At 66.1% G+C, this 14,555-nt stretch carries 11 protein-coding genes; 8 read left to right on the top strand and 3 right to left on the bottom strand.

Features of this window, described 5'->3' with window-relative positions; translation table 11 throughout:
• Positions 1 to 40 precede the first annotated feature (40 nt).
• The 7 genes from KA419_12735 to KA419_12705 all read left to right on the top strand — a co-directional run bounded on the left by KA419_12735 (position 41) and on the right by KA419_12705 (position 10,601).
• On the top strand, positions 41 to 1,543 hold the full coding sequence (locus KA419_12735) for an OmpA family protein (protein MBP7866804.1): 1,503 nt from the start codon (positions 41 to 43) through the stop codon (positions 1,541 to 1,543).
• A 308-nt stretch (positions 1,544 to 1,851) separates the two neighbouring features.
• The gene (locus KA419_12730) at positions 1,852 to 2,778 is read left to right on the top strand and encodes a carboxypeptidase regulatory-like domain-containing protein (GenBank protein MBP7866803.1); all 927 of its coding nucleotides are present in this window, start codon (positions 1,852 to 1,854) and stop codon (positions 2,776 to 2,778) included.
• A gap of 483 nt (positions 2,779 to 3,261) precedes the next feature.
• Positions 3,262 to 3,618 carry a hypothetical protein gene (locus KA419_12725; protein MBP7866802.1) on the top strand — a complete coding sequence of 119 codons (357 nt, stop codon included), beginning with the start codon at positions 3,262 to 3,264 and terminating at the stop codon, positions 3,616 to 3,618.
• Positions 3,619 to 3,846: 228 nt separating this feature from the next.
• Positions 3,847 to 5,808, top strand: a complete 1,962-nt coding sequence (locus KA419_12720) for a (Fe-S)-binding protein (GenBank protein MBP7866801.1) — start codon at positions 3,847 to 3,849, stop codon at positions 5,806 to 5,808.
• A gap of 715 nt (positions 5,809 to 6,523) precedes the next feature.
• Complete coding sequence (locus KA419_12715; protein ID MBP7866800.1) at positions 6,524 to 7,630, top strand: hypothetical protein; 1,107 nt, start codon at positions 6,524 to 6,526, stop codon at positions 7,628 to 7,630.
• Positions 7,631 to 7,858: 228 nt separating this feature from the next.
• The gene (locus KA419_12710; GenBank protein ID MBP7866799.1) at positions 7,859 to 9,250 is read left to right on the top strand and encodes a sigma-54-dependent Fis family transcriptional regulator; all 1,392 of its coding nucleotides are present in this window, start codon (positions 7,859 to 7,861) and stop codon (positions 9,248 to 9,250) included.
• Positions 9,251 to 9,260: 10 nt separating this feature from the next.
• On the top strand, positions 9,261 to 10,601 hold the full coding sequence (locus KA419_12705) for a PAS domain S-box protein (GenBank protein ID MBP7866798.1): 1,341 nt from the start codon (positions 9,261 to 9,263) through the stop codon (positions 10,599 to 10,601).
• Positions 10,602 to 11,472: 871 nt separating this feature from the next.
• On the opposite strand, the gene KA419_12700 is transcribed toward KA419_12705, so the two are convergent.
• From KA419_12700 to KA419_12690, 3 genes are all read right to left on the bottom strand, one after another.
• On the bottom strand, positions 11,473 to 11,868 hold the full coding sequence (locus KA419_12700) for a type II toxin-antitoxin system VapC family toxin (GenBank protein ID MBP7866797.1): 396 nt from the start codon (positions 11,866 to 11,868) through the stop codon (positions 11,473 to 11,475).
• Complete coding sequence (locus tag KA419_12695) at positions 11,865 to 12,101, bottom strand: TraY domain-containing protein (GenBank protein ID MBP7866796.1); 237 nt, start codon at positions 12,099 to 12,101, stop codon at positions 11,865 to 11,867. Before KA419_12695 ends, KA419_12700 begins: the two co-directional genes overlap by 4 nt.
• Before the next feature lie 137 nt (positions 12,102 to 12,238).
• Entirely contained in the window at positions 12,239 to 13,129 is an 891-nt protein-coding gene (locus tag KA419_12690; protein ID MBP7866795.1) for a hypothetical protein, read from the bottom strand.
• Positions 13,130 to 13,703: 574 nt separating this feature from the next.
• On the opposite strand from KA419_12690, the gene KA419_12685 reads away from it, so the two are divergent.
• On the top strand, positions 13,704 to 14,528 hold the full coding sequence (locus KA419_12685) for a hypothetical protein (protein MBP7866794.1): 825 nt from the start codon (positions 13,704 to 13,706) through the stop codon (positions 14,526 to 14,528).
• The last annotated feature ends 27 nt before the right edge of the window (positions 14,529 to 14,555 follow it).

Below are 14,555 nucleotides of genomic sequence, written 5' to 3'. Positions count from 1 at the left end.
CCGGTCTCCGGGCGGCGACACATCACGGTGGGAGGACAGCATGAGACGTCGGGCATTCGGGTCGGCACTTGCGGTCGCGCTCTGTTTCGCAGCCGCCCTGGTCGCGCAGGACAAGGGGGACACGGGCATCATCAAGGTCAACGTTTCGCGGTCCATCAAGTCGATCGCCTACAAGCCGGGGACCTCCACCCGCATCGATTTTCGCGGCACCCCGCTCCACCCCTACGCCGTGGGCGAGGCCAACGTGAAGAACCAGAGCGGCAGCACCACCATCGACGCGAAGTTCTCGAAGCTCAACTTCCCGTCCACCTTCGGACCGGAATTTCTCACGTACGTTCTCTGGGCCATCACCCCGGAGGGGCGGGCCAACAACCTCGGAGAACTCGTGCTCAGCGGGGGGAACGCCAAGATGAAGGTCACCACCCGCCTCCAGGCCTTCGGCCTCGTGGTCACGGCCGAGCCGTATTTCGCGGTTTCCATCCCCAGCGAGACGGTGGTGCTGGAGAACATCGTCCGGTCCGACACGGTGGGGAAGGTGGAGATGGTGGACGCCAAGACCGAGCTTCTGCAGCGCGGCCGCTACGCCGACGCGAAGCTGACGACGATGCGGGTCAACCCCAAGGCGCCCCCCGAGTACGCCCAGGCGCTGAACGCAAAACGGATCGCGCTGTGGCAGAAGACCGACAAGTACGCTTCCGATTCCTGGGCCAAGGCGGAGAACGCCCTGGCGCAGGCCGAGGACTACCTGAACCGGAAGCAGAACCGCAAGACCATCGCCATGGCGTCCCGTACGGCCGTGCAGGCCTTCGAGGACGCCCGGCTCATCTCCCTCAAGCGCCAGGACGAGGAGCGCCAGGCCCGCGAGAAGCAGGCCGCCGCGGCCAAGGCCAAGGCCGAGGCCGAGGCGAAAGCCGCCGAGGAGGCCCGCCGCCAGGCCGAGCTGACTGCGGAGCGCGAGGCCCGCATGAAGGCCGAGGCCGAGCTGAAAGCCGCCCAGGCCAAGGCCGAGGCGGACCGGAAGGAAGCCGCCGCCCGGGCCGAGGCCGAGCGGCAGCGGCAGGCCGCGGAACGGGCCCGGCTGGAAGCCGAGCGCGCCGAGAAGGAGAAGCAGGCCCTGCGCGCCATGCTCCTGGACCAGCTCAACCGGGTCCTGGAGACCCGCGACACCCCGCGGGGGCTCGTGGTCAACATGGCCGACGTCCTCTTCGACCTCAACAAGTACAATCTCCGCATGGAAGCCCGCGAGAAGCTGGCCAAGCTGTCGGGGATCGTCCTGGCGCACCCCGGCCTCAAGCTCGAGGTGGAAGGCCACACCGACAGCACCGGGAGCGACGAGCACAACATGGAACTCTCCCAGAAGCGCGCGGACGCCGTCCGGGACTACCTGGAGGGCCAGGGGCTGGACCCGGCGACCCTGACCTCCCGCGGCTTCGGCAAGGACATGCCTGTGGCCGACAACGCCACGGCGGAGGGCCGCCAGAAGAACCGGCGGGTGGAGATCATCGTCTCCGGCGAGGTCATCGGCACCCGGATCGGTCACTGATCGCGCCGTTTCCGACCCGTTTCACACGAAGGCGCGGAGCGGTCTTTCCCCGCCTCACGCAAAGGCGCGAAGACGCCAAGCCTCGCAAAGAAGCCGGGAATCCTTCGGGCTCCCCTTGCAAGGCTCGGCGCCTCCGCGTCTCCGCGCGAGATACTTTCATGCTGCGACTGTTCCGGTTCGATCGGCGCCGTCGGGACGGGTTCCGGGCGGCGGAACGGCACCCGGGTCCCGCCCGGTCCATCCGTGCGCGACAAACAGGTTCCGATCCCTTGCCGCCTCGGGTATAATCCGGCCGGGAGCCCAGGTTCATGAAGCGTTTCCTGATCATCCTGATCGCCTTTTACCTGTGCGGCGCCTTCGCCTTCGCCTCGGCCGCGGACGCCTCCCGGCTGCTCGCCCGGGCCGCGAAGGTTTTCGGCCCGCCCCTGGACGCGGAACTGCACCTCTACCCCGTCGGCCGCCACCACGTCCTCCGCGTCGACCTGGACCCGGCGGGCAACCTGCTGGAACTCCGCGTCGAGGATCTTGGGAACTATTTCGAAACCCATCCGGAATGGGAAGCTACCGAGGGGTATCAGCCTCTCACGCAGTCGGACTTCCGCTCACTGCTGGATCGCCTTGACCGCATCCAGACGAAGGGGCGGGTCGTCCGGCCGGCTTCCTTGCCCTTCGCCGTGGAATACCGGACCGAGTACATGCAGGAGACATACGAACGTGCCCGTCTTCGCTGGGCGAGGATGGTCGATCTTGATACGGACAGGAATCAGCGGACCGTATCGGTTCTCAGTATCCAGGTTATATTCGATCACCGGGGTAAAAACCCGGTCAATCTCTGCCCCTGCCGATGCCGCCCGGCCGCATCCGATCATTTCTCCAATGGGGGGAACGAGTTCATCCTGCTCGACCTTCCTGTCCCCCGTCACCGCGTCTTCGGAAGGATATCCCTCCCCGACGGGAAAAGCGCTGCAGATGCGATGGTGGAAATCTTCGAATGTCCGGCAAACGAGTATGGATTGTCCCATCTCGACAGGGAGACGAAACGCATTGCCGCTTGCCATGTCGAGGAGGACGGGTATTTCTGCCTCGACGGGCTTCCCCCTGGAAATTATGTATTCCGGGCCGGCACGGCCTATGAAAGCGATCTGAACCAGATCCACGCCTTCATCACCATCGCCGGGGACGAGGAGGACGCTTTCGACGAGCCGATTTTCACCTGCCTTTCAGCTGCCACCTGACCGAAGCTTTTCCGAATCAACCACTAATTACACTGATCTTCACTAATCTCCTGCGGATAGCCCTCCATCAAAGCTCCCTCTTGAGTCGATTATTGGTCAACACAAATAGAATCAATTAATTCTGGAGCTAATTAGTGTCGAATAGTGTGATTATTCGTGTCGATGAGTGTGATTAGTGGTTCAAATCCGCCGTCGCCGCCGCACCGAGGCAATTGCGTTGCTGTGAAGGGGCTCAGGAGAAGGGTTGCGGCGCCCAAGCGTAAATCGTTCCCCCGGGAATAGGGGGGGAGAGGCGATCGGGGAGGCGGTAATTCACCAAAGTGGCAAAGATTTCCCCCACCCCCCCTCCGGGAGGGACAAGCGACGCAGGCCCGCTTTAACAAATTGCTTTTTCGAAATATTATATTGAAAATAAAGGCTTTGCATGCTACAATCGGGTTTCGTTAACGCCAATTAACTGGCCCGGAAAGGAGCAGCAAAGCCATGGCGATGAGAGCACAAAACGACCTCTTCAGTTGGGATTTCATCGAGGAGATGGAGGACATCAAAAGAACCCGGCTGGTGCTGGAGAACCTGCCGGACGAGGGACTGGTGCGTACGCTGGAAAGTCGGCGGGGCCAAGGGAGAAACGATTACCCGGTCCGGCCGATCCCGTTGAAGCTGCTGCCGGGTCGAGGGAACGAGGGGCTCTGTTGCGACCAGGACGGGCGGTTGTATTGCTGGCGCGAGGATGTGGACAGCGGGAAGTCCGGCCACTACCCGATGTCGCTCAAGGGATGCGAGGCCGATCGGGACAGTCTGAAGTACTTGTGCCCGGCGGAAGCGAAGGGGTTTTCATGAAGTGTGTCCAAAGTCGGGAAAAATGGCCTGAAAATGGTGGCTCTTTCCATATTTGGCGCTTCTTTGGCTGCATGGAGCCGTGTGTATCCCGGCTGGGGAGGTATTCCGAGCGTTTGCCGCCTCTGCCCGGAAATCCTCACAGCGCAATAACCACCGGGGCCCCTCTTCGGCTTGACACAAACGGCCTTCCGCATATAATGGCGGCTCACTTTCGGGAAGGAGTCTGCCATGATTGGTGCCCCCGGACTGGTTCAATATCTGCTCTTCCTGGCCATGCTGGCGGCCGGCGTGGGGCTTTTCGCCGTCAGGATGCGCAACAAGATCCGGCTGCTGACGAAGTTCGCCCCGGAGAACCGCTTCGACCGGCCGGCGGAGCGCGTGAAGAAAACCCTCGTCCACGTCTTCGGCCAGAAGCGCATCCTCAAGGACCCCGCCACGGGGCTCATGCACGCCTTCATCTTCTGGGGCTTCTGCGTCCTGGGCGTCCAGACGGCCTCCCTCTTCCTCGGCACGCTGGTGCGATACAACTTCGCCGCCGCCCTGGGTGATTTTTACGCCTGGCCCAAGGACCTCTTCATCGTCCTGGTCTTCCTCGCCGTGATCTACGCCTTCTTCCGGCGCCTCGTCGTCCGTCCGGCGCGGGTGGAAAGCTCCGGCGAGGCCTACCTGGTGCTGGGCCTGATCCTGGTCCTCATGATGACCGACATGAAGGGCGCCGCCGCCGAGCAGGCCCTCACCGGCCACTCCTTCGGCTTCCTGGGCAAGGCCCTGGCGCCGTTGATGGCCTGGCTGTCCCCGGAAATGCTGAGTTTCACCTGGCAGGCCTGCTTCTGGGTTCAGGCGGCCGTCATCCTGGCCTTCCTGAACATCCTTCCGGGGTCCAAGCACTTCCACGTCATCACCTCGCTCTTCAACGTCTACTTCCGCAAGCTGACCCCCATGGGCAAGCTCCGCACGCTCGACCTCGAGGACGAGAACGCCGAGAGCTTCGGCGTCGCGAAGGCCACCGAGCTGGACTGGAAGGTGGTGATGGACCTCTACTCCTGCACCGAGTGCGGCCGCTGCCACGAGCACTGCCCCACCCACACCACCGACAAGCCCCTCTCCCCCAAGCGGATGAACGACCACCTCAAGCACTACGTCTACGGGCACGAGAAGGAGATCCTGGCGGGGAAGGGCGCCGAGTTGCCGGACCTTTACGCTTCCGAGACCGTGGGCACCGACGAACTGTGGGCCTGCACCACCTGCGGCTACTGCGAGAAGGCCTGCCCCCTCTTCATCGAGCAGATCCAGTGGATCACCGACTTCCGGCGCTACAAGACCCTCTCCGAGAGCGAGTTCCCCGAGGAACTCCAGAAAGCCTTCAAGGGGCTCGAGAACAACTCCAACCCCTGGGGGATCGGCGCCCACAAGCGGGCCGAGTGGGCCGAGGGGCTGGACGTCCCCGTGGTGGGCGAGGCGGAGTCCTTCGAGTACCTCTACTACGTGGGCTGCTCCGGCAGCTTCGACGACCGGAACCGCAAGATCGCCCGGGCCTTCGCCACGCTCCTGAAGAAGGCGGGGGTCTCCTTCGCCATCCTGGGCGAGGCCGAGGGGTGCTGCGGCGACGCCGCCCGGCGCACCGGCAACGAGTACCTGTTCCAGACCCTGGCCCAGGGCAACGTGGAGATCTTCAAGGAAGCCGGCGTGAAGAAGATCCTCACCACCTGCCCCCACGGCTACAACACCCTGAAGAACGAGTACCCGGAGTTCGGCGGGACGTACGAGGTCTGGCACCACACCCAGTTCCTGGAGAAGCTGGTGAAGGAAGGGAAACTCAAGCCCGTCAAGTCGTTTGAAGCGAAGATCACCTTCCACGACTCCTGCTACCTCGGGCGCTACAACGCGGTCTACGACGCGCCGCGGGCCCTGCTCGGCAGCGTCCGGGGCGTGAAGCTGGCCGAGATGGCCCTGAACCGGGACAAGGGTTTCTGCTGCGGCGGCGGCGGCGGCCGCGTCTTCATGGAGGAGAGCCTCGGCACGCGCATCAACCACAAGCGCATGGAGCACGTGAAAGCCACCGGTTGCGGCGTGGCGGCCACGGCGTGCCCCTTCTGCATGACCATGCTCTCCGACGGCGTGAAGGAGACCAACCTCGAGGGGGTCGAGGTCCGCGACGTGGCGGAGATCCTCCTGGACGCGGTGGAATAAGGCTGTAGGCTGTAGGCTGTAGGTCCGGAGGAATCCCCATCGGGGTCGGGGTCGGAATCGGAATCGGAATCGGCATCGGTATCGGTATCGCAGTCGCAATCGCTGTCGCAGTCGCAGCCGCAGCCACTGTCGCAATCGCAATCGCCGTCGCACCCGTGAACGCGGTCGCCGCCAGGATCAGCGGCCCCCTGGGCGACGGCGGCCCACAGCCCTTGATCCTCTCCCTTTCCAGGAAGGCGGCGCGCGGGCACCCTGCGGAGAGGGTGCCGAGCCTCTCGCCGGCGTGACGGCGCTGACGGGGCATGCGATACATGCAGGCGCTTTAACGCTCTTCCTTTGCGAGCTTGGCGTCTTGGCGCGAGCCGATCCGGATCTGGACCTCGCCAAGGCGCCAAGACCGCCAAGAAAACCGGTTAACCAGGGATGCGGCCAAGGGGCACGAAGGCTCGCCTTCTCCGGGTCGCCCCGTTGTTGGCGGGGAAGAACGTGGCCGCAGCACGGTTTTCCTGCCGGCGACGCTCGGGACAACCCGACAGAAGCATCGATTTCAACCGACATTCGGCCCTTGGCGGGGCCAAACAAATCCAGCGTGATTGGCAGTCCGTGAGTCGCCATGTATAATACGTGTGATTCCGCGATTCTTGTCAGACCTGCCGGAGGTGCCGGAATGGGGAACAGTTGGCGTAAAAGGATCTGCATTGCCGGGATGGGAGTCATGATTGCCGGCGGTCTCCTGTCGGCCGGGCGGGGCCTTCCACCTGAAACAGCCGTGGCTGGGGCACCCGCGGACAGGGCAGATGTCCCGGAGCTGATCAAACAGGGCCGGTGGGACGAGGCGGAAACACAGGCCCGCGCCCTTCTGGCAGCCGACCCGGGGGACGGGGATGCAACCCGGTGGCTTCGGGAGATCGCCCTCGTGGACCGATGGGAGGTTCTGGCGCCGCGCGGAAAAGCGGTCGTACCGGCCCAATTGTGGCTGCGGCGGCACTGGATCGGGCTGGACTTCACCCCGCCGGAGGGTCCCCGGGAAGAGGGTTTCCGGTGGCCCCTTCCGGGGGTCGAGGTCAAGTACAAGGAGGACACGGCCTGGCATCAGCCGGGGTACGGCGTGGTCTGCCACGGCCTGGAAATGAAGAGCGGAAAGGAGAAGTGGCGGGTCTACACCCGCTTCCCCTTCTTCGAGGTGATCTCCATGCAGCGGCGCATCCGGAGCTGGCAGGTGAAGGCCCAGCGGCCGGACGTCCCCCCGCCGCCTTTCCCCGCGGCCGTGGTGAAAGGCAAGGACACGGCCGGGCTGAAAACCACCGTTCGCGAGTCGATCGCGAGCGGGCGCTGGGACGTCGCCGAGGCGGGTGTTCAGGCCCTGGAAACCCTCTCGCCCCACGACCCGGAGGTTGGGGCGCTCAAGGCGGAGACGGCGGTCGTCGGGCAGTGGGCGGTCCGCACATGGTCGCCGTCCGATGGTTACGCCGGGACCCTCACCCTTCGGAAGAACTGGATCACCTTCGAGGGCGAGGACTACGGCGGGAGCCCCGACAAGCCGCAGCGGAACGATTCCTTCCACTTCCCGCGGACCGCCTTGCGGGAGGCCTCGGTCTGCAGCGAGCGGGACTACGGCGCCAAGGCGGGGAGCGGCGGGGCCCTGGACCTGGTGCCCGGATGGGCCTCGACGGTGGCCACCGGGAAGAACTACGGCGTGGAACTCCGTTTCCGAAGCGGGGAGAAGTCCTGGAAACTGATCCTTCGCGGCGAACGCAACCAGAAGGGTGACGCCCTGGGCGCGGCGGCGATCCTCGGCTCCGGGGTCGACCCGGCGCGGTAAGGCCGGCCGCGGGCCGTTTCACGGCGCCGCCTCCGGGGCGCCGATCCTCCCCGTCCCGGTGCTACCGGCGGGAACACTGCTGGCATCGGGCTTGGGCCCGCCTCACAGCGGCACTTGTCCGTTGCTTTTTCCGCTCTCCTGGCCCATAATCGGGACCGGACCCGCGAAACACACGTCTTGTGAACTCTCCCCGGAGGTCGTTTCACTTTGCCGGGTCCGGAGCGGAGGATGATGCCCCCCACCCAGCCCCCCTGCATCCTGGTCGCCGACGACCAGCCCGACGTCCGGGACGCCCTGCGGCTCCTCCTCAAGACGGAAGGCTTTCGGGCGGAGGCGGCCGACTCCCCGGCGGCGGCCCTGGACCTGGCTTCCCGGCGGGAGTTCGACGCCGCCCTCGTGGACCTCAACTACACCCGGGACACCACCTCCGGCCGGGAGGGCCTCGACCTGCTGGAGCGCCTGCGGGGCCTCGACGCCACCCTCCCGGTGATCGTGATGACCGCCTGGGGCACCGTGGACCTGGCGGTGGAAGCCATGCGCCGCGGGGCCCGGGACTTCGTCGGCAAGCCGTGGGACAACGAGCGTCTTCTGCATGTCGTCCGGACCGAGGTGGAATTGCGTCGCGCGGCCCGCCAGGAGCGCTTTCTGAGGGAAGAGAACCGACTGCTGCGCGGCGAGGGCCTCCCGGAGATGGTGTGCGGCTCCCCGGCCATGGCCGCCGTCATCGACCTCGTCCGCCGCGTGGGCCCCTCCGACGCCAACCTGCTCATCACCGGCGAAAACGGGACGGGGAAAGGCCTGCTGGCCCGGCTCGTCCACTCCCTCTCCGAGCGCTCCGACAGGCCGCTGGTCACCGTCAACATGGGGGGCCTCTCCGAGGGGCTCTTCGAGTCCGAGCTGTTCGGCCACGTCAAGGGGGCCTTCACCGACGCCAGGGCCGACCGGGTGGGCCGCTTCGAACTGTCCGCCGGCGGGACCCTCTTCCTCGACGAGATCGCCAACCTCCCGTCGGCCCTGCAGGCCAAGATGCTGCGGGTGCTGGAGTGCGGCGAGTTCGAGCGGGTGGGGTCGTCCCGCACCCAGCGGGTGGACGTGCGCATCCTCTCCGCCACCAACTCCGACCTCAACGCCGAGGCGGCGGCCGGCCGCTTCCGGCAGGACCTCCTCTTCCGGCTCAACACCGTGGAGGTCCGGCTGCCGCCCCTGCGGGAGCGCCCCGAGGACATCCCCCTCCTGGCCGCCCACTTCCTGGCACGCCACGCGGCGAAGTACCGGAAGCCCGTCACGGGTTTCGAGGCGTCGGCCCTGAACGTGCTCCAGACCTACGCCTGGCCGGGGAACGTGCGGGAACTCGACCACGTGGTGGAGCGGGCCGTCCTGCTCAGCCGCGGCACCCGGGTCCAGCCGGCGGACCTCTCCTGCCGTCCCGCCCCCGGAACGGGGCCCGCCCCGGACGACCTGAGCCTGGAGGACCTCGAGCGCCTTTTCATCCGCAAGGCGCTCGACCGGCACGGCGGCAACGTCCTGCGCACCGCCCGCGCCCTGGGCCTCAGCCGGAGCGCCCTCTACCGCCGCCTCCAGAAGCACGGCCTTGACGGGGCCGGCGAAGCCGGCGCGTGAGGCAGTCCGCATGAGCCCGCCCCGGCGCCCGCAGTCGAAATTTTCTCAACGGCACCCCGGCGCGTCGCTTCTCCTGGGCCTGCTCCCCGCCGTGGCCCTCACGGCGCTCCTGGCCGGCACCGGGGGGGCGTCTCCCTCCACCCGCTGGGGCCTGGCCGTCATCGCTCTCCTGGCCTGGCTGGTTCCGTTCGTCGCTTGCCGCGCCCGGGTGAACCGCCACCTGCGCACCCTGGCCAACGCGCTTTCGGCCCTTCGGGAAGGGGATTTCTCCCTGCGGGTCCGGGGCGGCGGGATGACCGACCCCCTGGGGGAACTGGTCCGCGAGGTGAACAACCTGGGGGAGTTCCTCCGGGAGCAGCGCGCGGGGTCCCTGGAGGCGCAGGCCCTGGTGCGGGTGGTCCTGGGTGAGATCGACGTGGCGCTCCTCACTTTCGACGGCGGTGCCAACCTGCGACTGGTCAACCGCGCGGGCGAGCGGCTCCTGGGAAGAACGGCCGCCGACCTCGCCGGCCGGAACGCCCGGGAACTGGGTTTGGACAAGCTTCTGATCGGGGAGACTCCCCGGGTTACGGAACTGAACCTCCCCGGGGGGGCGGGCCGCTGGGAGCTGAGGCGGACGCAGTTCCGTGAACACGGCCGGCGCCACACCCTCCTGGTGCTCACCGACCTGAGCCGGGCCCTCCGGGACGAGGAACGGGCGGCCTGGCAGCGCCTGCTGCGGGTCCTGGGGCACGAGCTGAACAACTCCCTGGCGCCCATCCGGTCCATCGCCGGCAGCCTTCTCAAGATCCTGCGCCGCGACCCCCCGCCCGAGGACTGGCGGCAGGACCTCGAGGAGGGCCTCGCCATCGTGGAGGGGCGTGCCGAGGGGCTGCACCGCTTCCTCGACGGCTACTCCCGCCTGGCCCGGCTCCCCCTGCCCCGATTGGCACCGGTGGACCTGGGGGATGCCGTCCGGCGCGCCGCGGCGCTGGAGACCCGGCTGGCGGTCGCGGTGGAGGAAGGACCGCCGGTAACGGTTCAGGCCGACGCCGGCCAGCTGGACCAGGTGCTCATCAACCTGCTGCGGAACGCCGCGGACGCGGCGCTTGTGACGGGGGGCGGCGTGGCGGTGTCGTGGGGACCCGAGGGCGGGGCGGCGGTGGTCCGCGTCCGGGACGGCGGCCCCGGGATCGCCAATCCCGCCAACCTCTTCGTTCCCTTCTTCACCACCAAGCCCAGCGGCTCGGGGATCGGCCTGGTCCTCTCCCGCCAGATCGCCGAGGCCCACGGCGGCACCCTGGAGCTGAACAACCGCCCGGAGGGGAAGGGCTGCGAAGCCGTCCTTCGGCTACCGATGCCGGAAGGTTGACGCCTCTTCGCAGAGCCCCCGGATCTCGCCCCGAATCGCCCCGCCCCGGCAACGGCACGAATGCCTTTCTGGCCGCACGGCGCGAAAGCGCTTCTGGCCACATGGTGCGAGAGCCTCGCCCCGACCACACGCGGCGCGAAAGCCCCGCCGGTCACGCGGCGCGAAGGCCCCCGGAGCGCCGCTTTCGGAGTGCGGCAGCGAGTCCCCGAGTTGCCGCTTTGCCCTACGGATGGGAAGACCTCACGCCAAGAGAGCCATCGGGACGGCAGGGAGTGCATCGACAGGGGCTGGATAGGGGGAGGAAAAGCGGATGTCATTGATGCGGAACCCAACAAGGACGAGATCTCGAGGTTTTTATAGGGAATCGCTCCGGTTTCCGTCGATTTTCCTTCAAATTTCTGATCAGGTCACTGAGGCGTGGGATACCCGTCGTCAAACAAGGGACAAAACCCGGTAGTTCGATCAGAGGTAGGATGTAGAAGACGGGTAACACCAAAGCCGAGGTCTTTGGCTTTCTCGAAGCGTCTGCCTCTTTATCCCGAAGGGATTCCGGATATTAGCCGGTGGGTGCTCCGCCGGAGGCGGTGCTCCCACCGGAAAAACGGTACCCGCCTCTCGGTCCCGCGCCCCGGAGGCGGCGCCGGAAGGTCTCCTTGTTCATCGGGATGGCACGGGCAGCAGTTTTCTCGCGCCGCCTCCGGGGCGCTGACCTTCATTACAACCGCTTTCCCGGCGGGAACACCACCTCCGGTGGAGTACCCGCCGGCTAATTTCTTTAATCCCTTCGGGATGGGAGCCGAATTTCCTTCATCTCCCTGGTTTGATGCCCCTCAACGGGCCAAAGGCGAGAATCTCTTCGGGATGGGTGTTTCTACTCGAACAGCATCAAGTCGAGGGTCTCAACGGCTTCGAAGTGTCGGTCCGAGGTGAGGAGCGTCCCGCCCATGCTCAGGCAGGAGGCCGCGATCCAGACGTCGTTGACGGGGATTTTCGTGCCCTTTTTTTCAAGGGAAAGGTAGACGACGGCGTATTTGCGCGTGACGTCCTCGTCCACGTCGATGACCCGGATGTCCAGTTCCTTCATCACCTGTCCGAGCTTCTCCTCGTTCCAGGCCGCCCGCGTCCCCTTCAGGAACCCGTAGCGCAGTTCCCCGAGAACGACGGCGGGGATCCAGAGCGTCGTCCCTTTCCGCGCCAGGGCGGCGACGACAGGCTCGTGGCCCCGAGCGAAGCCGACGTAGGCCGAGGTGTCCAGCACCAGGTTCATGCCCAGTCTCCCGGATGGACGGTCTCGAAAACGGCGAGGTTCTCCGACAACTCAGCGGCTTCCACGTCGCTCATCCACCCCGCCAGCGCCCGAACCTTTCGCTCCCGCTCCGACAACCCCAGGGAATCCTCCACCAAGTCCAGAATGTAACGGCTCTGCGTTCGCCCGGACGCTTCGGCCGCCTGCTTCAGTTTCTCCTTCGTCTCCGCGGACATTCTCAGGCTGACGGTCATGCCCACCTCCCGTAATACAACAACAGATTGATTGTATTACATCGCTGCCGTTAATTCAATCCGGATCTTGGACGTCCGACCATAGAACTGCGGGTTTTGTTCGTTTGGTTCGTGGTTTGTTTTCCGGTTGATCCGGCTCAAGGGAATCGCAGCCCGAGGACGTAGCGTTCCCACCGCTTCTGGAACGCCGCCATGTCCTTCTCGCCCAGAACGTTCTGCAACGTCTTGTAACCGGTGGGGTCCGCCCTGGCGTTGGCGGTGAAGTCGCGGTAGAACTTCACCAGGAGGCCCTGCTCCTGGAGGTAGTAACAGAGGTAGCGCGACTGGCCGTAGAACTGGCTGTACTTCGGGTTGCCCGAGGCCCCGTAGAACTCCGCGTCGGTCTTGGCGGTCAGCTCCCGGAAGCTCACCGTGTTCCCCGCCCGGATCGCCTGCTGGAGCCCCTCCAGCCGCCAGTTGGTCAGGCCGACGATGTGGCCGTCCCGCTCGTGGCACTGCTCGAAGAGCGACCCCAGCCCCTCGTTGAACCAGGGCGGGCACGCGGGGAAGTTGGCGTGCATGAAGGGGTGGACGATCTCGTGCACCAGCGTCCCGCCGCCGGTGGCGATGTTCATCACCAGGGCGCGATGCCGGGCGGAGTAATAGCCGTAGGGCGTCTCCGGGGTGTCCCCGAAGAGCAGCTTCGCGTGCTTCCGGTAGCTGGCGTCGTCCTTGAAGAGCCAGATGGTGAGGGTCTCCACGGGGTCTTTGCGGAAGAAGTCCTGCTTGAGCCTGTCCACGGCCCACTTCACCGTGGTGGTCGCCCGCCGTCTCACCGTCTCGGGCGCCTCGTCGCCCGCCACCACGAAGGGCGGCTCGACCAGCACCGTGAACCCCGGCGGGGCCTGTTTCCGCACGGCGGCCACCGCCGCGGCCGGCGTCGCCCCCTTCACGGCGGGGGGCTTCGCGGGGGGCGCCGCGACGCCGACTCCCGCCAGCCAACCGGACAGCACCCACCCGAACCCTACTTTCGTCGCTCCACCCAGCATCGTGGCCTCCCTCTTTCCCAACCTCTCGAGACGATTTTACCCCACGAAACACCCCGCCGACCGTAAAGAAATCGTAAAGGCGACGCACCCGCAAAAAGTCGCCAAAATGGAGATATCCCGCGAATAACGCCAATGCACGCGAATTCATAACGCTTATGATTTCTTTGACTTATTGGATTCTGATTCGCGTTCGTTCGCGTGATTCGCGGGCTGCAAGGGACTTTTTGCGGGGCCGTTAAGGCTGTTCGATCGTTTCATCACAGCTTTTCCGCTTCAATAGACGCTCAGGGCAACGGAAAGGCGTTGAGCCGGCCGCGTGGAGCGGCGTCTTCCGGTCGCCCGGGAAAGCCCAGCGCGGTGTCCACCCCTCTGCACGATTCCCATATGAACCTGTCTTGTGAGTTTGGTATTCCCTGTGTTCCCTGCGGTTGAACCGGCTTGATACGCGTTCGTCAGGGCTGCCTCCCAAAAAAGCCTGTGAACCGGACGTCTTTTCAGCTATCCTGTCCGCGGCCGGAGGTCCAGGGACCGGGTGTCGCCCGCCCGGGCAAGTGCGGCAGGGGGAGAGGCCGGAATGGACGAATCCGCCTGGAAGGTTCTGAAAATGACGCCTCGGAAACTCGACCGTTCGCGGTACCGGCATTTTCCGGCAAGCACCCCGAGTGGTCGGCCGCTCAAGAATGCCTGCCGGACCGGCTACTCGCCCCGGGAGGCGGAGGAACGCCTGCTGGCGGCCGGCAGGCCCCTGGAGGATACCCGTCGCCGGGTCGGCGAAGCGGTGCGCGCTCACGCCGCGGCCGTGGCCCGGTCCTGGACGCCGTGGGTCGAGCGGTACGGCTTCATCGACGAGATGTTCCGGCTCCCCCCGGAGACCCTCGAGGAGTTCCTCCACCAGCAAGGCTGGGACGACCTGCGGGAAAGGGTCATCCGGGTCGCGGCGGACACGGGTCTGTTGGAAAGCGATCCCGCCCTCCGAAAGGACCTGAGCAACCGCGTCACCGGTCTCGCCGGGGAAGACGCGCCGCGCCCCGCCGCCTTCATGCTGCAGCACCTGCACGGTCTGCCCCCCGGCCTGGCCGAGGCCGCCGCCCTTCGCCACCGCTACGTCGTGCCCGGGGTTCCCGAAGCGATTGTCTTTCTCATGTTTTTTATTCCGATCCTGGCCGTGGCCTTCCTGGCCTCCCTCATCGGCGGCCACGCCCGCACCTTTCTCCCGATCATCTTCGCCTGGGCCTTCACCTTCCTGGTCGCGCTGCTCGTGGCCAACCTGGTCCGGGAGGAGCCGTTTCGCCGGGCGCCCTGGCGGAAGCGCCTGGCGCGCTGGAAGGCCGAAACCGCCGCGTCCGCGGCTGAGCAGGGCGGCGGATCGATGGGCGACCGGGGTTCGGCGGGGAAATGACGGGCGTGAAAGGACGAAAGGACCTAA

The sequence above is a fragment of the Acidobacteriota bacterium genome (genome assembly GCA_018001935.1).
Classification (GTDB): Bacteria; Acidobacteriota; JAAYUB01; order JAAYUB01; family JAAYUB01; genus JAGNHB01.
The sequence above is the reverse complement of the archived record's forward strand: the minus strand, read 5'-3'. Positions and strand labels throughout refer to the sequence as shown.